Below are 19,399 nucleotides of genomic sequence, written 5' to 3'. Positions count from 1 at the left end.
ATTATTTTTTATTGACTTTTAAGTGCAGCGACTCCTCTGTTATATCTAAAAAAATATCAATCAAAGTGTGAAGAGTTGCTCTCACTAAATAATCAGTAAGGAAACATAAGGGGTTTCAGTTTTAGGCCGTGATGGAATCAGAAAGGATGTAGACCGTCATAATATTAAAAAATTGCCATGCACAGTTAAAATTTATTATTTTTATCTGTTTAATGTTCAATCTTATTGATAAAAACAATAAAACTTCTTTCTTACATACTCAACTTTTTTGGAGATTTTATGCCACACAGAAGTGATAGGTATATCAGTAACCTCACCAAAGATACCTATGCATTGGTTTTAGCAGGCGGTCGTGGTAGTCGATTATTCGAACTGACAGATTCGCGCGCTAAACCTGCCGTCTATTTTGGTGGTAAATTCCGGATCATTGATTTTTCATTATCAAACTGTATCAATTCAGGTATTAACCGCATAGGAGTCGCCACTCAATACAAATCACACTCTTTAATCCGCCACATTAACCGCGGTTGGGGAAATTTCAAGGCTAATTTATCGGAATTTGTTGAAGTTTTGCCCGCATCACAGGGTAATAACAATGATTGGTATCTGGGTACAGCCGATGCTGTGTATCAAAATATAGATATTATTTGTGCTGAGCGTCCTAAATATGTGTTAATTTTATCCGGCGATCATGTATATCGTATGGATTATGGTCCGCTAATAGCTGAGCATGTGGCCAATAATGCCGATATGACTGTCTGTTGTCTTAAAGCGACAACCGAAGAGGCTGCGGACAGCTTTGGCGTCATGACAGTCAACGCGGATAATAAAGTGATTGCATTTGATGAAAAGCCGGCCCAACCTAATGAAATACCCGATAATCCGGGTCAGTGCCTGGCTTCAATGGGTAATTATCTTTTTAATACTGATTTTTTGTTCGAACATCTGTTAAACGATTATTCAAGCGAAAATTCCAGTCGTGATTTTGGGCATGATATTATCCCTTCAATTATTAAAGATAATAATGTTTTTTCCTATGCCTTTAAAGATCCGGATAGTGAGAATCAGCCCTATTGGCGTGATGTGGGTACATTAGATGCATTTTGGGAAGCTAATATGGAACTTGTTACGCCTCAACCACAACTCGATTTATATGATAAAGCTTGGCCTATTTGGACATATCAGGAGCAGCTCCCACCGAGCAAATTTATTTTTGATGATGATTTGCGCCGTGGTCTAGCGGTTGATTCAACGGTTTCCGCCGGTTGTATCATCTCCGGTTCAACTGTTCGTAAATCATTATTATATTCAAGTGTTCATACACACTCATACAGCCTTATTGAAGAATCGGTAGTACTCCATGGTAGCCATGTCGGTGAGCGCTGTAAATTAAAACGGGTTATCGTCGATAGTAAATGTCATATTCCTGCAGGTTTAACCATTGGTTATGACCGAGAGCAGGATATAGAGAACGGTTTTCGGGTGACCGAAAAAGGGATCACCCTTGTTACAAGTCAGATGCTGAAAGCTTTAGCTAAAAAACAAATGATTATTGATTAAGCCCATCAAAATAGAGTAAGGGTAGCCGCAGTTACCCTTCTTTTAGCGATAATCTATCGCAAAAAACACTTAAAAACAAATCTATAATTAGTTCCATCTATTTTTGAATCAACTCTTTTTGATACTGCTCAAGATCAAATAATTTATCGCTAATAGTCCAAAAACGGCCTTTTTTTCTGGCGATAACAATTTCAGGAGGACGCAGTCGGTGCTGATTATTAACAATCTTACTAGGGGCTGTTTCTGTAAAGGGATGATGACGATCAATTAAATGCGGATTAATAAATTTATTTAAAAATTCAGCTTTATGCGCTTTAGTCGAAAGCTGCCAAAATTCATTAAGCTCTGCGCCCTCCTCACTAATATAAATAACCTTAAGTTGCGGTTTTCCAAATTTATTCTTTCCAGGCTCTAATCTGAAATCTGCACATTTTATAATTAATGCATCTTTGAGTTTAAGTGCTTCGCACAGTTTTTTATCAGGATCCACCAGCACGTGGTCACAATTGTTGCAATTCCGCGCAGCAATATCATTATCCGCACCACAGAGTTCACAAAACTTAGCCCGAAAACGATAACCACATATTATCCGTTCACCTTCTTCATTATTAGCATAACCCTGACATTGTCTGCCATAGTGCTCAATCACAAACCCGGCCGGATCCATTTTTCCCCAGAAGTTATTATTAAACCGACAGGCAGGACAAGGGATAGTGACGATTTCACTGTCACTATCAGGTTTAGGTTCACCTAATTCAGGTTGATATAAATCATAACAGTTACCCGCAAATTCCATTACCAAACAATCTTTTTTAGCAGGAAAAAGGCGTAAACCCCGTCCCACAATCTGCTGATACAGGCTAAGGGAGGCGGTTGGACGTAAAATGGCAATCAAATCAACATGCGGTGCATCGAATCCAGTGGTTAACACTGAGACATTAACCAGATATTTAATAGTGCGCTCTTTAAAAGCATTAATAATACGGTCACGCTCATCAAGTGGCGTATCCCCAATCACCAGAGCTGCATTTTCATCACTCAAATAGCCCATAATTTCTCGTGCATGATTGACCGTTGAAGCAAAAATCATAACACCAAGCCTTTCTTTCGCCGTCTCGATAACCTGTTCAATAATCTTAGGTGTGACCCGCTGGGATTTTTTGACAATACTGTCCAATTCAGCCGTTTTAAAATGCCCGTTTACTGACGATTTAAGGCTCGAAAAATCATACCCCAACACAGCCATATCCATTATTTTTGGCTCAGTCAGGTATTTTTCATCCAGTAAAAATCGGATCGGTAAATCAAAAATACAATCACGAAAAAAACGCGCTTGCTGCGTGCGAACCTGCCCGCGAGTATGGTATTGATAAATCCATCCCGTCCCAAGGCGATAGGGTGTGGCGGTAAGCCCCAACACTTTTATATTCGGGTTGATTTTTTGGAGATGACTAATTACTCTTCGATAACTGCTGTTTTCGTCTTCCGGTACGCGGTGGCACTCATCAATAACAAGTAAAGAAAATGCTTCTGAAAATTCTTTTAAACTATTCACTATTGACTGTACCGATGCGAAAACAACCTGACGTTCAATTTCTTTGCGGCCAAGCCCCGCAGAAAAAATGGATGCTTTTAAAGCGTAACTTTCATACTTACTGTGATTTTGCTCAACAAGCTCTTTGACGTGTGCCAGTACTAATACTTTTCCTTTAGCGATGCGTGCTAACTCAGCAATAATCAGGCTTTTTCCCGCGCCGGTCGAAAGTGTCAATACGGCAGGGGTTGAATGTTGACGAAAGTAATGAACAGTCGCGTGAACAGCGTCTTGTTGATAGGGGCGAAGCGTATACATATTTATACCAATTTCGTTAATTCAGAATTGCAAACAATTGGCCGCTAAGTTTAGTCTAATTTTAATTTGAATGCACAGGTACTTGTCCCTTTTCGATAACGAGACCTGCCACTAACACATAGATTTTCACATAACAGACTAGCATCCCACCAAATAATATGACCTAATAACATGACTGGCTTGGTTCCGTATAATACCAATAGCAGTATTGAAAATGTTAGACTACACCCGCAAATTTATTTCAAAGAGTTAACAATATGATTATTAAAAAAGAGTGGCGAATTTTAACAGTTGGAGATGGTGATTTATCTTTTTCAAATGCCCTGTTAAGCCATCAACCCGCAGCTTTAACAGCAACTGTCTATGACTCTTTTGCCACGATGAACGAAAAATACGGGGATAGCTTTCAGCAGCAACTAAGCGCTAAAAATATTCCTCTGATATTTGAATTTGATCTGAAAAACCCGCAATCCTGGACAGGTCTACAAAAAAACAGTTTTGATCTGGTTATCTTTCAGTTTCCATTATTACCGGCTTTCCGTTCATTTACTGAGTATCAGGAACGCGGTAAAGATGTCAATTTTAATACCCTTAATCGGCGCTTATTACATCTGTTTTTAATCAATTCATTTAAGCATTTTTTAGATCCCCAGGGTCAGCAACTGTGTTACATCACCTCTAAAGATGTTAAACCTTACCGCGAGTGGAATATTGAAAATTCGCTTAATCTACAGACAGATATTAACTACTTAGGCTCAATTAATTTTGAAATAGCCGATTTTCCCGGTTACAAAGTGCGTAATGTTGAACGTGATAAGTTTGTGAAAGATACCAAGGGCACCACTTATGTCTGGAGCACTAAAAAACAACATAAGATCAGTGCCTCATTACAAGGCGCCCTTTACCAGGATGATAACCTCTGTGCTCTTTGTCGTGCAGGACCTTTTACCCGATCGGAGGATCGCCTTAAACATAATCAATCAAAAAGGCATACTCAGATGATGGAATTTGAACGATTATGGTTAGAAGATTTAAAATATCTCGCTGAAGATGCCCAATAGCAGGACGGTCAACAATACGCATGAGGGGGTAAAACCCCTCATCAACGGCTAGTTACTTTTTAGCTTGTAATGCCTCAAAAACTGCCATTTGATCGGCTGTTGCCGGTAACTGATGTTTTTCTTTCCACTCACCGTAGGGCATACCGTAAATATGTTCCCGAGCCTTATCATAATTGAGTTCAACCCCTAATTCTTTTGCCTCTGCCATCATCCATTTGGATAAACAGTTACGACAAAATCCCGCTGTATTCATGAGTTCAATATTTTGCACATCTTTACGGCTGTCTAAATGTTTTAATAAACGGCGAAAAGCGGCAGCCTCGAGTTGAATCTGTTGATCATTTGTCATATTAGCCCTCTAACATATTATTAAACAGTTGAATTATTATTATTTAAGCACAACATTTTTTATATTTTTTACCGCTGCCACAAGGACAGGGCTCATTACGCTGCGGTTGAGCTACAACGGTAATGGTTTTAGGTTTATTTAAGAACCCTTCAAGTTCGGCAATATTTTCAGAAACATCAGCCTTCACTTCAATCTTTGCAATCAAATTATTTTCCTGCAAAATTTGTTCAATTTCAGCTTTTCTGACGGGCGTATTGACCAATAATAGGAAGGGAGATTCTTCAGTGCCGGCTTTCGCGGCGCGCTTGGTATTGAAACCATAACTGGAGTGCTTGGGTTTTTTCTCTTTTTTACCTTTAAAGAAAAATTTATCTGACATTTTAAAGCCTTATTTCAAAAATTAAGAGCGCGAAGTTTACACGATTAACGGCTAAAGAGGTATTAGCAAATTGCTTAATTAAATGGCAATAACAGAACATGCCTGTGCAACTGAAGGTTAAGCATTAAAAAGAGGCAAGGGCATTGTTTTTAATCCCATAAAGGCCGTTAAATGAGATAGCCTGAATCAAGTAGATCAGCATAAAACCGAAAAAAAGATCTCTTCATCCTGTAAAATCACACAATCGGGCGGCCGCGATAAATCATGATTGAAGGTAATGCTAAACCAAAACTCAGCGCCGCCAAAATAAACAAAGTGCGCAAACCATTTTCAACCACAATTTGGATCAACTCCAAACTATATCCGCCAGAATTTAATTGCACAATACCGATCACAGTAGTAAAAGCAAAACTCCCCGGAATCATAGGAATAACAGAGGCAACGGTAAACACCGGACGAGGAATAAAATGTTTACGCGACCAGTATAATCCTAAAAATCCCATGCTACTTGAAGTGGCAAGGGTTGCCCACTCAATAGGCATACCAAAATGCATTAATAAGAATCTAAAACTGTGCGCAAATGCGCCACCAACGGCGCAGTAAATAAGCATTTTTTTAGGCACATTAAAGACCATTGCAAAACCAACCGCGGGGATCCAGGCAAACCATGCATCTATTATAAGCAATGTTATTAAATCCATTTGAAGCATTCCTTAATAGGGGTTTGCAAAAATGCCAGCTTTTTTATTATCCTATCCATGCAACAACCCCCGTTAACGTCATAGAAGCGACTATTCCAACTGAAACACTCAAAGTTAATAAACTTGCAAAGACCCAACGGGCTATCCCCATACTGATATGTCCTTTAAGCATATCGGAAACGGCATTGATCAGAGGAAAACCGGGAACCAGTAATAAGACCGAAGCCGCCAGTGCTATTTCAGGTTTTTCACCAAATTCATAAACAACGCCAAGACTTGCAATGGAGGTCGCCACAAAAGCCGCGATCGCAAAATTGACCAGAGGGCTGTGATGGCGATGAGCAAGTTCTTGACGTATCGTCATTGCGGCGGCAGAAGCAAAAAAAGTAGTAATATAAACTTGCCAATCTCCACCGAAAAAATGGCTAAAACTGCCACATGCCAAGCCAATCATAAAGACCACTGCCCAACGATTATATTTCATTGGTTTTAAACGATTTAGCCGTTCTTTTACCTGCTTCGCATCCAGCAGTTTCTTTTCAGCCATAATACAGATCCGCTGTACATCACAGACCATCTGCATATTAATACCGCGATCGTAACAACGACGCGTCGTGGTAATACAGTCACCATCAAATAAACTGGTAATCACTATTGCATCGGGGCTAACGGACAACTCAATACTTCGAGCACCGAGTGCCATCCCTATACGTTGTGTTGTTTGCTCCACTAAACGGCTTTCTGCCCCGTGCTGATGCAATAATTGCCCTGCTTTAGCTGCAACGCGTATTAACTCTGTCTGTGCCTGTCTGCTTAGAGACATTTATCTATCCTATTATCCTATACCCGAATTATTTGAAGAGGCAGGCATCTGCATATTCAAGTAGTTTGGGTATACCAGTCAAACTTACAGTTGTGATTCTGCTAACTTAAGATCTAATGTTGCTTTTAACAATTTGAATAATAATATGGCTGCATCAATTTCTTCTTTGCGATTGGTCAAGCTTTCTATATTTAAACCTAACGGAATATCCAAAGGGAGGCATGCCTGCAGAATCTGTTCAAAATTATTTCGGCTAATTAATAACGATTCTTTTAATGGATTATCAGATTCAAGAATTCGCAGGCTAGTCGCCTCGGGCACGGAAATACCCAACCACTCAATGAACGCAAGGGTTTTAGCACTACCGCAGGGCGAAAACGTTAACACGACACGTCTTGGTTTTTTCCCCTGTTTTTTACACTCCAGCGCATAACGGGTTAGCATATCAATGGTTGCCTGGGCATTATAAACAGCTTGTGAAATGAAAAATTCACAACCCTGCTCATTTTTAGCCAACATACGCAGATGCTCATCACCTTTATTGCTGTGACGCTCAGCAATAGCCACGCCACCTAAATGAAAATCTAAATTATGATCTTTTACGGTCTGATAGGCATCGGCTAACGATAATTTAATATCGCTATTGGCCGAGGGACTCCCGACTAAAACAATATCACGCACTGAAAATTGGTGCCATGCATCGGACAACCAGCGCGAAAAATCAACCCCGTCACGTTGAGAAACGCTTTTATAGGTGATCACAGGCTTCGCCGACTTATCATGTAAAATTTTTGAATATAAGCGTGAATCATGGGTATATTTAAAAGGGAATGGACGTGGTTTATCAATACGTGAGGTTTCGTCTTGAATGTCATAAACAATTAAACCATCATAATCAATCGAATCAAGTCGGTCTAATAATTTATCTGCAATACCCGATACTAATTCTATCGCGGTATCCTGCTTGGGGGGTGTTGTACCAATAAAATAAACCCCTTGTTTGGGATCGCTGGATTTATTTCTTAAAGACGTCAAACTCATAAGTTTTTCCTAAGCATTCGAAATAGCATAATTATGTTAAATTGTCGCATATTGCCCATAACCAAACAACTAAGAAATACAATGATAGAGGTAATTTTCAAGGAGCCACGCGCAGCTTTTTAAATGAAAAAAAGATTGAAAAAGGCATGATCTTGTTCACTTTATTTATTGCTTAGCAATAACGATAAGTTATTCTAATGGCATAAAATTATACGGCACGATTTTGAATAGCCTGAGCTTAGCGCACAGTGGTGAATCACAATATATTCTGAATCAAATAAACAGCAAAGACTAAAGTAATGTTTTATGCCGAGCTGGCATCTATTTTAACCTGCATAAATAAACAGAAAATTATCAGATGGGCATTCATGTTTTAGAAAATTTTTCTGAAGTTAATATTTTACAACCTTAAGCTGACAAGCTATTGCGCGATATTCAATATATATAACAAACCGCAAGATACTAGCCCTGAATTTGGGATGCCCGCCAGTACGTTATAACAATCTGATTAATTTCGGGTTGTATTTTTTGGAAACGGCCTTAAGTACTGCGGTTTAAAAGCGCAGTTAAAAATAAACCATGGTAACTCAAACATCTGACTTATGTTTAAAGTCGCCGATGGTGTTATTCAAGCATCTTTTTATCGGAGTTGATTAGATAAAAAAATTTTTAGCATAGTTTTATCGCCTCTTTTCACGTTATACTTGGTACTATTTCCCGCTACCTAAACATAATAATTATGCGAATTCCTCGTTTTTATGATCCACAAACATTAACCGTTGCCACTGAAGTCAATCTTTCAAAAGATGCGATCCAACATATCCATGTTTTACGCTTAAGACCTGGCGCACAAATAATTCTGTTTAATGGCCTTGGAGGAGAGGTTCAGGCGACTTTGACTAGTGCGCAGAAACGCAGTTGCACGGCGTTGATAAATTCCTTTAATCAAACGGATAATGAAAGTCCATTACATCTGCACTTAGGGCAAGTCATTTCGCGTGGCGATCGCATGGAGTTTGTTATTCAAAAAGCGGTAGAGTTAGGTGTTAATGAAATAACACCGTTATTAAGCGAGCGTTGTGGTGTTAAACTCGATGATCAGCGCATGGCTAAAAAACAGCAGCAGTGGCAAAAAATAGCGCTAGCTGCCTGCGAGCAATCAGGTCGTAATATCATTCCGGTGATTCATGAAACCGAAGCATTAACAACTTGGTGCGAAAGTGCGGAGCAGGCCACCAAACTGACACTGCATCCACGCGCTAAATATTCAATTAATACCTTACCGCCGGAAATCAAACGTATTCGTTTACTGATCGGCCCAGAAGGTGGTTTAAGCGATCAAGAAGTAACCTTGACCGAAACATTAAACTTCACAGAAACATTATTAGGCCCGCGTATTTTACGCACAGAAACCGCTGCACTCAGTGCAATTACTGCATTACAATGTCGTTTTGGCGACCTTGCATAGAATGCTCAGCAAGACTGATAAATAGGAAATAAAATGACCATTAAAATTGGGATCGTAATGGATCCAATCAAAGATATTAAAATTCATAAAGACTCTAGTTTTGCGATGTTATTGGAAGCACAATCCCGTGGTTGGGAACTGTATTATTTAGAAATGCAGGATCTGTCTTTAGAAAATGGCCGCTGCTTTGCAAGCAGTAAAAAACTAACAGTGCAGCGCGATCCCAATAATTTTTATCAACTTGAAGATGCGATCGATCATCCGCTTTCTGATCTTGATGCGGTATTAATGCGCAAAGATCCTCCCTTTGACACTGAATATATTTATGCAACTTACCTGCTCGAACGCGCAGAACAAGAAGGCTGCTTAATTGTTAATAAGCCGCAAAGTTTGCGTGATGCTAATGAAAAACTATTTACCGCATGGTTTAGTGAATTCACACCAACAACCCTAGTCACACGCAATAGTCTAAAAATTCGGGAATTTCATAAAAAACATAAAGACGTCATTCTAAAACCACTTGATGGTATGGGCGGCGCTTCAATATTTCGAATTAAAGAAGATGATGTCAATGTTGGCGTGATCATCGAAACATTAACCGAGCATCAAACACGCTACTGCATGGCGCAAGTCTTTATGCCGGAAATAACGGCGGGTGATAAGCGTATCTTAATCATTGATGGCGAACCTATGCCCTATGCACTTGCACGTATTCCAGCATTAGGTGAAACGCGTGGTAACTTAGCAGCCGGTGGTCGCGGTGTAGCACAGCCACTTTCTGAAAGCGACTGGCATATTGCTAATACTATTGGCCCTAAACTGAAAGAGAAAGGCTTAATTTTTGTTGGACTGGACGTTATAGGTAACAAAATAACAGAAATAAATGTGACTAGCCCAACCTGTATACAGGAAATCGATAATGCCTATGGCACCAATATCAGTGCTAAGTTAATGGATGCAATCGAAAAACGCATCACAAAAAAACAGTAATCTTTGTAATTTTTGCCATACTAAAAGTATGGTAATCATCAGGAGCCGTGATATGGAAAGCGTAAAAATTAATAATTCGACGGAAGTGCTCGACACGCTTAAGGATCACTTCTTAATTGCCATGCCCTCTTTGAATGATCCTTATTTCAAACATTCCGTTGTGTATATCTGTGAACATGACGAAAAAGGGGCAATGGGTTTTATTATTAATTTTCCCGTGAAATTAACCCTCCAGGAATTATTAAATAATGTAGATAGTATTGACCATTATCCCGAACCTCCCTTGCTGAATCCTGTCTTTTTAGGCGGGCCACTCGAGCTTGAAAGAGGGTTTGTATTACACTCTCCCGTTACAGATAATTCACAAAGTACCAAACTTAATGACCAACTGATGGTATCCAACTCCAATGCGATTTTATCAACACTGGGTACTGAAAATGAGCCCGAAGAATATATAGTGACACTGGGTTATGCAAGCTGGAGCTCTGGACAATTAGAAAAAGAGATGAATGACAACCATTGGATCAGCATGGAAAGTCAAAATGACATAATATTCAGCACACCCGTTGAACAACGTTGGATTGAGTCATTACAACGGCTAGGGATACATCCAGAACAATTATCAACTGAGATAGGTCACGCATAACCGAGTCATCAATACCATCAAATTCCTTACAGCTATTTTTTATAAAAGCCGGTAATAATACCCTTTAAGCCAGGACACACATGACTGAACCATTAAAATCACCTTCAAACCTGTTAGGTTTTGATTTCGGTACAAAAAGTATCGGTGTCGCAACCGGTCAAATGATCACCGCAACCGCTCAGCCATTATCAGCCATTAAAGCAAATGACGGTATTCCAAACTGGGATATTGTGGAAAAAGTGATCCGCGACTGGATGCCTGACTTAATTGTTGTAGGCTTACCCCTGAATATGGATGGCAGCGAACAGCCCATTACACAACGCGCCAAAAAATTTGCCAACCGTTTAAATGGTCGCTTTGGTGTTAAAGTTGCCTTACAGGATGAGCGTTTAACCACAGCCAGTGCAAAAGAATTTATCTTTACACATGGCGGCTATAAAGCCCTTGAAAAAGGAAAAATTGACAGCGTATCAGCCGCTCTTATTCTTGAAAGCTGGATGGAAAACTTTTATCAATAAGCGTTTTATTAATAAACCCACTGGTAAAAGCGAAAATACCTAAAGGCAGATTGTAAGTTGCTCTAACGGACAGTCTGTTTTCTTCATTAAGATATCCCGGCTCCTCATTGATTGAGAAATCAAGCAACTGCACACTATTGCCTGCTGATCTGTCGAGTACAGATCTCATGCTATCTAAAAGTATTCTGAGCAAGATATGAGAAGAGCAACATAGTTATTTTAATCAACCTGGCGAAAAATCTTTTAGATTAACCCGAAGGACCACATTTATGCGCAAAAAAGTCCACAGGTTCCAAAGAACAAAGGCAAAATTTATTTTTAGACACTGAGCCTGCTATACGTTATGTACACTGTAAAGCACACACAGAGTTTACCCGTTCATAACACTGAACTGCCGTAAATGACTCCGGGCGTTCTACCCTAAGCCTTTTGGGTCGTTGTCGTAAATTCCAACGTTCAAATTTTTTCCTGACAAATTTTTAACTGCCAGATTAAGTGACCGACGAGAATGACGCTGGATTGTTATTTAGGGAAAGACGGTTGTGCTCCTGCGCGTTTTAAAAAACACTTAAAAATATAAAAACAGATCAATTAGTTTTACAGATTGCTATAACAACCAAGGAGTTAGATGCTGCAGGGTAATAGAGGATGATTGTCATACGCTTTATTGTATGACAATTTTAATCATTAAAAACCATCCTGATAGAGAGTAAAATGGTCTTTATCGGTTTATTATGAGGGATTGTAAGGATTAACCTTGCTTAATACGCTCAGATAATTTTTTATACTCATCAGCAACTTTATCACCAAATAACGGATCAATGTGGCCCTGATGCTGCCACTGTTGTTCAAGAATCTGCCAGTCTTTTTCTGTTAAACTTGCTTCAATCTTAGGCAATATTTCTTGTTCTTCATAGGCCATATGCGCCATCTGTAATTTTATAAAGTTGTTTAACTTTTCAATGCACTGTTCTTTGGGCACAACGGCATCAAGTAAAATCATATCTAACAATTCATCCAGTTCGATAGTAATTTCTTTTACCAATTGATGCTCTAGAGATAAACGATTGGCAACTTCATCGGAAACAATGCGATATTTCAAATAATATTCATAGATCATATCTTCCATCGGGTGATGGTATTTATCAGAATAATTTCTTAAATATGTAATTACCGCTTTCATTAAGCGATAATCTACCCCTTGATCATTTTCTAAAAGTTTAACTTTTTCCCTTAACAATCTTAACAGGTTGCTAATATTAATATGATCTTTATGGATAGTAGACAGCATAATAGATACTCATAAATTTATAAATTCAAGATCATAATTATATCAGCTAAACGAGAATAAAGCGCAGAACTATGTCACATTACCAGATAATTAATTGTTCCCGCCGTTCAGCCAATATGTCATTCACTTGACTAAAATGCTTACAACCTAAGAATCCTCGATATGCAGACAAAGGCGAGGGGTGTGTTGAGGTTAAAACCGTATGCTTATTTTTATCTATTAGACTTCCCTTTTTATGGGCGTAACTTCCCCACAATAAAAATATCACACCACTACGCGCATTATTTATTTCACTAATCGCATTATCAGTGAAGGTTTCCCATCCTTTTTTTGCATGGCAGCCAGGATCTGCCTGTTCCACCGTTAACACTGAATTTAACAGTAAAATACCTTGTTTTGCCCAATGCGCTAAATTGCCTGATTCAGGTATTTTATAGCCTTCGATAGAAGTGGATAATTCTTTATAAATATTACGCAGTGAAGGTGGAATTTTAATACCTTCTGGCACCGAAAAACTAAGACCATGGGACTGCCCTTCGCGATGATAAGGATCCTGCCCTAGAATAACCACTTTAATATTTTCTAACGGAGTTAAATTAAATGCATTAAAAACAAGATGCTCAGGCGGATAAATATTTTTTCCTAACTCTTTTTGAGATTTTAAAAATGCCTGAAGAGCATTGTAATATTCCATCGATTCTTGCTGTGTAATAAATTTCTTCCAGCTCATATTTTCCTCTTTATTTTATATTGACAAAAATTATTATGGATGAAAATTTGGTTATTTAACAACGAAAATGAATCCAATACAATATTTTGGTGACAGAATGGCAAACTGCTAACGTTGCAATGATTCAGATCAATAAGCCACAATTAAAATAGGGATATATTAATTTACAGAAATCAATACACCACATATAATTAATTCAGATTTATTTAATAACACCTTAAATCTCCAACAAAGATTGTAACTTTATTACATTTTTTTATCACCCAAAATTAAGGAGCTTTACATGGCTTTAGGGCTCCAAATAACTCAATTTAAAAATACATATCTGCTTAATTCTTTCTGGTTATTAGACGAAGCGAATGGGCAGGCAGGTTGTTTATATGTTAAAGACGACGATTATGCTGAAGATCAGATTGTATCTCTTGCTGACTTGGGTGAGATAGAATAAAAAAGTTTCCATTCAGGCTCCCGCGGCCCAAGAAGGTCGACACCGCACTTAATATTGGACAGCATTATTACTAAAAAGCATGACTTATGACATCAAAACCCATTAAATTTAAAGGGTTTTTCTAGCCATAAAACCATAAGGTAAGCACATGTTTTTTGTTAGTCATCGTTTTCAAGATATAAGCATGTTAAGTCATAACAAATCAAACCACAAATAGGAGAGAAAATCATGATCCAAGGCATTCAAATTACAAAATCAGATAACGAGAACTTATTAAACTCTATCTGGCTGATAGATAACGAAAAGAATGAAGCTCGCTGTTTAGTTGCTCCTGCTCAATACAAAGAAGATCAGGTTGTTCCTGCTTCTGAGCTAGGTGAATACGAGTCTCGTGAAGTGGCTATCGAAGCGCCTAAAGCACAGGAAGGCGGTCAACACCTGAACGTAAACGTTCTGAAAAGAGAGACGTTAGAAGATGCTATTAAGCACCCAGAAAACTACCCTCAGTTGACTATTCGTGTATCGGGTTATGCTGTACGCTTCAACTCTCTGACGCCAGAGCAACAGCAAGACGTATTAACACGTACCTTTACAGAAAGCCTTTAATAGGTTTACTTAAGTTAATACCAATAAAAGCTGAATAAATTATTAATGCCGATCAGTTAATGTGAACGGCATTTTTTAAAGCGAATACCCATTTTTAGAACACTTTAATTCTCGTGGATAACTCCTCTCTCGCCTTGTTGGTAAAAAAATTCGTTATTTTTTGTTTTATTTACTAAATGCTTAGGAATATTTACAGGTGAATAAAATGGCAACGTAGCCCATTATTAGCTTATAATGATCGGCTTTCTACCCAAGCGGACTTGATCAAATAGAAATGACACTTCTTCAATACAGCTATAAAGAAAAGTGTTAACAGTTAAACGGACTAATTCCTATCCAAACCGTTCTTTTAATATGAAGCGTTGGAAGCTTGACTTCTTCACCATCAATTATCAGTGAAGGGAAAATTACATCGAAACTATCTCCATCCTGTTTGGGGAAAACAGCACCAGAATTAAATGATGAATAACCATCAAAATCATGCACCTCTCCATATATCTGTATTGGTTTAGATTTGTCATTAATAGCAGGAGCCGTAATATAAAAATCTTCGTTTTTGAAGTTGATTTCATTCCAATTTCCATATATTACGAACTGTCCTTCGCTTACCTCACCATGAGAAGTTGAATATGTATTTCCATAACCTCTGACTTTTAATGTCTGATCCTTTGTTTTTATGATGAAATTGACATATTTTTCAGTCGGTACGCAATGCGACTTTTCATGTGTACTTTCAACATCAACAAGAGGTTTATAATAAACAGTCGCATTTGGAACGCATCCGACTAAAACAGAAAAGATTAATATACATCTTCCAAATTTAATGAATCGCATTGTATTTATGACCTAAAGAGTGATTTTTAGGGTATTGCTCATTTCCATAATATCTACTAATGGATGAAAGCGGACGTTTTGATTTAAGAGATCTCGTTGTACTAAATTTCTTTTTTAAAGCTAATAGTGCATTAATCTGCATTCTTAATAATACACATTTAAAATTTTTTTTTATCGTTAAAGATTAGACCAGAACAAGCAATAAAACAGTTAGATGGCATATATAATGATTTGTACATTGAATCTTTATCTTGGGGGAATGAGGCATTTGTATTTATAGAGATCTCTATAAATGCAAACTACAATGAAATAATTACTTTTTTCAAGATGTTAATGTATTAAGAATGTGGAACTTGTTTATCAGGTATCCATATAATGTACACATGGGAACATTTTTGCCTTTTGTCACTCAGGCACGCTTTTTCATGTGAAGCGTGCAGAAAAGTGGTAATAGATTATTTAATTTTCTAACTCGCTGGAGGTGAAAGCGACTTAGCTTTCTAGCTCTCTTGGAGCGAATATATTAGCTAAATAGTTAATAACTATTTAGCTTTACTGGTAACGGGTAAGTAACTTCTATTTTGCATGTTATTTGGAGAAAGCGAGCATAAATGGGGTGTTCTAGTGCAGAAATTATTGGCATACTTTGACTTTTACAAGAAAGCTAAGCATTGCAGTAAAAAACAGGTGTTAGTAAAGGTATTTTGGCATTATTTTGGCACAGACTTGTTACAAAATAGAACTGATATCCGTACGGTTGAGGAATTATTAGGTCACCCTGCTTTATATTCCACCGACATTGATAGATCTGTTATTGGAGCGGAGGCATAAGTCCAATAACTAATAGAGATGTAAGGCTGACTTAAATCAAAACCTTTGTTAAAGATGGATAAAAGGAAGGTGAGTCCCTTCCATTTTTATTTAGTTTACACTCTTACCTTTCTTTGGCGAATCAAGCCTTCCTGAATCGTTGAAGCAACTAATTTTCCCTCTCTTGTATAAAAGTGTCCCTTTACCAGAGCGCATCCATCCGATGCAGCCGGACTTTCAACGACATATAATAACCAGTCATCTAAACGGAAATCATGATGAAACCACATAGAATGATCGATGGTAACAACCTGCATACCAGGCGATAAATACGAAACACCATGGGGCTGTAATGCGGTTGGCAGGAAGTTGAAATCAGACGCGTATGCTAATAAATAGCGATGTATACGTAAATCATCGGGCATTTTTCCATTGGCTCTGCACCAAATAAATCGTTTAGCAGACTCAACCTCAGGATTACTCGGATTGACAAAGGTGACAGGCCGCATCTCTATCGGTTTTTCAGAAATAAGTTTATCACGTATCGATTCTGGTAATGTATCCGTGTGCAGCAATGACATCTCTTGTTCTGAAATTAAATCTTCAGGCTTTGGCACATCGGGCATCTCTAATTGATGTTCAAAACCATGCTCCCTATTTTTAAAAGACGCGGTCATATAAAAAATAGCTTTGCCATTTTGAACAGCTTTAACGCGCCTTGTGGAAAGGCTTTTACCATCACGAATACGCTCAACATCATAAACAATGGGCTTGTCAGTTTCTCCTGCAAGCAGAAAATAGGAGTGAAAAGAATGCACATTTCTATTTTCACTGACGGTGTCTTTGGCAGCTGAAATGGCTTGACCCATAACTTGTCCGCCAAAAACTCTACCAGTACCAAGATCTTGGTTATTACCACGGAATAAGTTTTCTTCTAGTTTTTCTAAATTCAACTGGCTTAGAAGATCTTTTAGTACTTTACTCATTTTAGCTCCCCAAAAAAGGGCGTTAATAACCGCCCTTTTTTATTTACAAATCTTATTTTTATTTACAAATACTATTACAAAGACATCAATAGTGCTCTAACCATTGCAAAATCAGCAGGAAATTCTTTTGATAATAAATCTAAATTCGCACGAGAAGCAAGCTCTTCCGGAATGAAAATATCACGCCCTAAAATATCTTCTACGCTTTCTTTAAACTTAGCAGGATGCGCTGTACACAAGAATAAACCTGTTTCATCTTCTTTTAATTGTTTAGTAAGTTCAGCGTAAGCAATTGCGCCATGAGGTTCACATAAGTAACCTAAATTATCCAATTCAAGCAGACTGGCACGCGTTTGTGCATCGTTTAACATGCCGTACCCAAGTTCTGATAGTGACCAACCTTGTATTTTAAATAATTCTTCAATACGTGGCCAATTATTGGGCTGACTGACATCCATCGCATTTGAAATCGTAGCAACCGTCGCTTTAGGCGTCCAAGTTCCTTCCTCCAGGTAACGGGGAACCGTATCATTTTCATTGGTCGCTGCGATAAAACGTTTAATCGGCAACCCTAAAGATTTAGCGAGCAAACCCGCAGTTAAATCGCCAAAATTACCACTGGGTACAGAAACAACTAAATTATTGCGCTGCGCGGCAGATAGCTGCGCCAGGGCTTCAAAGTAGTAACAGATTTGTGCCAGCAGGCGGCTAATATTGATTGAATTTGCTGAGTTTAGGCCAACGGCCTGCTTTAATTCTTGATCATCAAAAGCCTGCTTAACCATTGTTTGGCAATCATCAAAGGTGCCTTCAATAGCGACAGTGGTAATATTACCACCTAATGTACAGAACAGTTTTTCTTGCAGCGGGCTGATTTTTCCTTTTGGGTACAGAATAACAACATTAATGTTTTCCATATTGAAAAAGGCATGAGCAACAGCGGCACCAGTATCACCAGAGGTTGCCGTTAAAATAGTAATTTTATCGTCTCCCTTAAATTCGGCTAAACACTGGGCCATAAAACGACCGCCAAAATCTTTAAATGCTAAGGTTGGACCATGAAAAAGTTCCAAGGCATTAATGTTATCCGTCACTTTTTTTACCGGCGCATCGAAAGTAAAAGCTTTTGATACAATACTGTGAAGCACTTCTTTACTTAACTCATCACCAATTAAGTGAGATAAAATTTCAGTCGAGCGATCAACTAAATTCATTTTCAAAAGTGCATCAATATTATCAAGAGGCGTGATTTCTTTTGGAAAAAAAAGTCCCTGGCCACGTCCTAAACCTTGCTTAACAGCTTGTTGAAAGTTGACTTGCTCACTGTTGTCTTTGATGTTGTATAATTTCATAGTTCTGTTCCTAACACGCGTGCGCCTTGTTCATCGAGATGGCAAATATGACAAAACCCGTCATCATTTTGAAGAAAATTTTCTGTTAACCAATGTTGTAATGATTGCGCTTGGATAAGATCAGTCATTACCGCAAATACTGTGGGACCTGAACCCGAAATACCCATCGCTAATGCCCCGCTTTGCTCTGCCACAAGACGCGCTTCTTTAAAACCTGGAATAAGTTGTGAGCGATAGGGCTCAGCAATAACATCCTTGAGCATTTTGGCTGCAAGCTCAGGCTGAGCAGTGTGACAGGCATGGACAAAGGCACCTAAACGTCGACCATAGGTTAAGGCTTCGCTGAGACGATATTGCGCAGGTAAAATATTTCGTGCAGCCGCAGTTGAAATAGTTATCCCCGGGTAGGCGACGACCCAATACCATTCTTTAAAGGAAGGCAGCGTTTCGCTGATAACCCCACCTTCATTAATCATCAACTGCATCCCGCCAAGGTAACAGGGAGCAACATTATCATAATGTATACTACCGCTGATTTGTCCTTCCATCTCGCCCATTAAAAGAAGTAGAGTCGTTTTATCAATAGGGTAATCATGCCATGCATTTAATGCTTCTAATGCGGCAACAATTGAACTAGAGCTCGAGCCTAAGCCACTGCCAACGGGTAAATTTTTCTCAAGCGTCATTTTAACCGGCAATATTTTTTGATTCAGTTTTTTTAATGCTGCCTGATAACCTAAATAACATTGATAGACAATATTCAATTTAAAATCTACGGGTAATTTATGAGCGTAACGGCCAACACAGTCGAGTGAAAAAGCAATATCACTGCTTGATATCTTTACCCGGTCACCAAATAAATCGCCATTAATAGGGGTAAGTGCCCCTCCCAATACATCAAAACCTACACTAACATTTGCAGTCGACGCTGGAGCATATGCCACAACACTCATC

At 38.5% G+C, this 19,399-nt stretch carries 21 protein-coding genes; 9 read left to right on the top strand and 12 right to left on the bottom strand.

The window, feature by feature from the left end:
• Positions 1-279 precede the first annotated feature (279 nt).
• Positions 280-1,560 carry a glucose-1-phosphate adenylyltransferase gene (gene glgC, locus PING_RS06835; protein ID WP_011769686.1) on the top strand — a complete coding sequence of 427 codons (1,281 nt, stop codon included), beginning with the start codon at positions 280-282 and terminating at the stop codon, positions 1,558-1,560.
• A 97-nt stretch (positions 1,561-1,657) separates the two neighbouring features.
• Here the strand turns inward: glgC and PING_RS06830 are convergent, their stop codons facing one another.
• The gene (locus tag PING_RS06830) at positions 1,658-3,412 is read right to left on the bottom strand and encodes a DEAD/DEAH box helicase (RefSeq protein WP_011769685.1); all 1,755 of its coding nucleotides are present in this window, start codon (positions 3,410-3,412) and stop codon (positions 1,658-1,660) included.
• 257 nt (positions 3,413-3,669) lie between these two features.
• On the opposite strand from PING_RS06830, the gene PING_RS06825 reads away from it, so the two are divergent.
• Positions 3,670-4,473 (top strand): class I SAM-dependent methyltransferase, encoded by an 804-nt coding sequence (locus PING_RS06825; protein WP_011769684.1) that lies wholly within the window; start codon positions 3,670-3,672, stop codon positions 4,471-4,473.
• 52 nt (positions 4,474-4,525) lie between these two features.
• Here the strand turns inward: PING_RS06825 and PING_RS06820 are convergent, their stop codons facing one another.
• From PING_RS06820 to PING_RS06800, 5 genes are all read right to left on the bottom strand, one after another.
• Positions 4,526-4,822 (bottom strand): DUF1244 domain-containing protein, encoded by a 297-nt coding sequence (locus PING_RS06820; RefSeq protein WP_011769683.1) that lies wholly within the window; start codon positions 4,820-4,822, stop codon positions 4,526-4,528.
• Between the two features lie 43 nt (positions 4,823-4,865).
• Positions 4,866-5,201, bottom strand: coding sequence for a PBPRA1643 family SWIM/SEC-C metal-binding motif protein (locus PING_RS06815; protein WP_011769682.1), 336 nt, complete (start codon positions 5,199-5,201; stop codon positions 4,866-4,868).
• Between the two features lie 236 nt (positions 5,202-5,437).
• Positions 5,438-5,902, bottom strand: coding sequence for a threonine/serine exporter family protein (locus PING_RS06810; protein ID WP_011769681.1), 465 nt, complete (start codon positions 5,900-5,902; stop codon positions 5,438-5,440).
• 46 nt (positions 5,903-5,948) lie between these two features.
• Entirely contained in the window at positions 5,949-6,725 is a 777-nt protein-coding gene (locus PING_RS06805; RefSeq protein WP_011769680.1) for a threonine/serine exporter family protein, read from the bottom strand.
• An 84-nt stretch (positions 6,726-6,809) separates the two neighbouring features.
• Positions 6,810-7,766, bottom strand: a complete 957-nt coding sequence (locus PING_RS06800; protein WP_011769679.1) for a methylenetetrahydrofolate reductase — start codon at positions 7,764-7,766, stop codon at positions 6,810-6,812.
• A gap of 739 nt (positions 7,767-8,505) precedes the next feature.
• Here PING_RS06800 and rsmE point away from each other — a divergent pair.
• The 4 genes from rsmE (at position 8,506) to ruvX (ending at position 11,388) form a co-directional block, all read left to right on the top strand.
• Positions 8,506-9,234, top strand: coding sequence for a 16S rRNA (uracil(1498)-N(3))-methyltransferase (gene rsmE / locus PING_RS06795; RefSeq protein ID WP_011769678.1), 729 nt, complete (start codon positions 8,506-8,508; stop codon positions 9,232-9,234).
• 33 nt (positions 9,235-9,267) lie between these two features.
• The gene (gshB, locus tag PING_RS06790; RefSeq protein ID WP_011769677.1) at positions 9,268-10,224 is read left to right on the top strand and encodes a glutathione synthase; all 957 of its coding nucleotides are present in this window, start codon (positions 9,268-9,270) and stop codon (positions 10,222-10,224) included.
• A gap of 52 nt (positions 10,225-10,276) precedes the next feature.
• The gene (locus tag PING_RS06785; protein WP_011769676.1) at positions 10,277-10,870 is read left to right on the top strand and encodes a YqgE/AlgH family protein; all 594 of its coding nucleotides are present in this window, start codon (positions 10,277-10,279) and stop codon (positions 10,868-10,870) included.
• 80 nt (positions 10,871-10,950) lie between these two features.
• Positions 10,951-11,388: a Holliday junction resolvase RuvX gene (ruvX, locus tag PING_RS06780; protein ID WP_011769675.1), complete on the top strand. Its 438-nt coding sequence runs from the start codon at positions 10,951-10,953 to the stop codon at positions 11,386-11,388.
• Between the two features lie 751 nt (positions 11,389-12,139).
• Here the strand turns inward: ruvX and PING_RS06775 are convergent.
• The gene (locus PING_RS06775; protein ID WP_011769674.1) at positions 12,140-12,679 is read right to left on the bottom strand and encodes a hemerythrin domain-containing protein; all 540 of its coding nucleotides are present in this window, start codon (positions 12,677-12,679) and stop codon (positions 12,140-12,142) included.
• A gap of 79 nt (positions 12,680-12,758) precedes the next feature.
• Entirely contained in the window at positions 12,759-13,409 is a 651-nt protein-coding gene (gene ung / locus PING_RS06770; RefSeq protein ID WP_011769673.1) for a uracil-DNA glycosylase, read from the bottom strand.
• Between the two features lie 283 nt (positions 13,410-13,692).
• Between ung and PING_RS19800 the strand changes: the two genes are divergently transcribed.
• Together PING_RS19800 and grcA are read left to right on the top strand one after the other, a co-directional pair.
• Entirely contained in the window at positions 13,693-13,857 is a 165-nt protein-coding gene (locus tag PING_RS19800) for a glycyl radical enzyme family protein (RefSeq protein WP_011769672.1), read from the top strand.
• 228 nt (positions 13,858-14,085) lie between these two features.
• The gene (gene grcA, locus PING_RS06760) at positions 14,086-14,463 is read left to right on the top strand and encodes an autonomous glycyl radical cofactor GrcA (protein WP_011769671.1); all 378 of its coding nucleotides are present in this window, start codon (positions 14,086-14,088) and stop codon (positions 14,461-14,463) included.
• Between the two features lie 309 nt (positions 14,464-14,772).
• On the opposite strand, the gene PING_RS06755 is transcribed toward grcA, so the two are convergent.
• A complete protein-coding gene (locus PING_RS06755; protein ID WP_011769670.1) occupies positions 14,773-15,297 on the bottom strand; it encodes a hypothetical protein in 525 nt (174 codons plus the stop codon).
• Between the two features lie 624 nt (positions 15,298-15,921).
• Between PING_RS06755 and PING_RS06750 the strand changes: the two genes are divergently transcribed.
• Complete coding sequence (locus PING_RS06750; RefSeq protein WP_157035316.1) at positions 15,922-16,128, top strand: site-specific integrase; 207 nt, start codon at positions 15,922-15,924, stop codon at positions 16,126-16,128.
• A 95-nt stretch (positions 16,129-16,223) separates the two neighbouring features.
• Here PING_RS06750 and tesB read toward each other — a convergent pair whose 3' ends face one another.
• The 3 genes from tesB to thrB all read right to left on the bottom strand — a co-directional run bounded on the left by tesB (position 16,224) and on the right by thrB (position 19,398).
• Complete coding sequence (gene tesB / locus PING_RS06745; protein ID WP_011769668.1) at positions 16,224-17,093, bottom strand: acyl-CoA thioesterase II; 870 nt, start codon at positions 17,091-17,093, stop codon at positions 16,224-16,226.
• 74 nt (positions 17,094-17,167) lie between these two features.
• On the bottom strand, positions 17,168-18,445 hold the full coding sequence (gene thrC, locus PING_RS06740; RefSeq protein WP_011769667.1) for a threonine synthase: 1,278 nt from the start codon (positions 18,443-18,445) through the stop codon (positions 17,168-17,170).
• Entirely contained in the window at positions 18,442-19,398 is a 957-nt protein-coding gene (gene thrB / locus PING_RS06735; protein ID WP_011769666.1) for a homoserine kinase, read from the bottom strand. The genes thrC and thrB overlap by 4 nt, the downstream gene beginning before the upstream one ends.
• Position 19,399 lies beyond the last annotated feature (1 nt).

This window comes from Psychromonas ingrahamii 37 (assembly GCF_000015285.1).
Lineage (GTDB): Bacteria > Pseudomonadota > Gammaproteobacteria > Enterobacterales > Psychromonadaceae > Psychromonas > Psychromonas ingrahamii.
This window is presented reverse-complemented; position numbering and strand designations above follow the sequence as displayed.

Coding starts and splice junctions, on each gene's coding strand:
- PING_RS06775 (WP_011769674.1), bottom strand. CDS start 12,679: ATGCTGTCTACTATCCATAAAGATCATATTAATATTAGCAACCTGTTA.
- gshB (WP_011769677.1), top strand. CDS start 9,268: ATGACCATTAAAATTGGGATCGTAATGGATCCAATCAAAGATATTAAA.
- ung (WP_011769673.1), bottom strand. CDS start 13,409: ATGAGCTGGAAGAAATTTATTACACAGCAAGAATCGATGGAATATTAC.
- grcA (WP_011769671.1), top strand. CDS start 14,086: ATGATCCAAGGCATTCAAATTACAAAATCAGATAACGAGAACTTATTA.
- PING_RS06830 (WP_011769685.1), bottom strand. CDS start 3,412: ATGTATACGCTTCGCCCCTATCAACAAGACGCTGTTCACGCGACTGTT.
- PING_RS06785 (WP_011769676.1), top strand. CDS start 10,277: ATGGAAAGCGTAAAAATTAATAATTCGACGGAAGTGCTCGACACGCTT.
- PING_RS06800 (WP_011769679.1), bottom strand. CDS start 7,766: ATGAGTTTGACGTCTTTAAGAAATAAATCCAGCGATCCCAAACAAGGG.
- thrB (WP_011769666.1), bottom strand. CDS start 19,398: ATGAGTGTTGTGGCATATGCTCCAGCGTCGACTGCAAATGTTAGTGTA.
- tesB (WP_011769668.1), bottom strand. CDS start 17,093: ATGAGTAAAGTACTAAAAGATCTTCTAAGCCAGTTGAATTTAGAAAAA.
- ruvX (WP_011769675.1), top strand. CDS start 10,951: ATGACTGAACCATTAAAATCACCTTCAAACCTGTTAGGTTTTGATTTC.
- PING_RS06755 (WP_011769670.1), bottom strand. CDS start 15,297: ATGCGATTCATTAAATTTGGAAGATGTATATTAATCTTTTCTGTTTTA.
- rsmE (WP_011769678.1), top strand. CDS start 8,506: ATGCGAATTCCTCGTTTTTATGATCCACAAACATTAACCGTTGCCACT.
- glgC (WP_011769686.1), top strand. CDS start 280: ATGCCACACAGAAGTGATAGGTATATCAGTAACCTCACCAAAGATACC.
- PING_RS06815 (WP_011769682.1), bottom strand. CDS start 5,201: ATGTCAGATAAATTTTTCTTTAAAGGTAAAAAAGAGAAAAAACCCAAG.
- PING_RS06805 (WP_011769680.1), bottom strand. CDS start 6,725: ATGTCTCTAAGCAGACAGGCACAGACAGAGTTAATACGCGTTGCAGCT.
- PING_RS06825 (WP_011769684.1), top strand. CDS start 3,670: ATGATTATTAAAAAAGAGTGGCGAATTTTAACAGTTGGAGATGGTGAT.
- PING_RS06810 (WP_011769681.1), bottom strand. CDS start 5,902: ATGGATTTAATAACATTGCTTATAATAGATGCATGGTTTGCCTGGATC.
- PING_RS06820 (WP_011769683.1), bottom strand. CDS start 4,822: ATGACAAATGATCAACAGATTCAACTCGAGGCTGCCGCTTTTCGCCGT.
- thrC (WP_011769667.1), bottom strand. CDS start 18,445: ATGAAATTATACAACATCAAAGACAACAGTGAGCAAGTCAACTTTCAA.
- PING_RS19800 (WP_011769672.1), top strand. CDS start 13,693: ATGGCTTTAGGGCTCCAAATAACTCAATTTAAAAATACATATCTGCTT.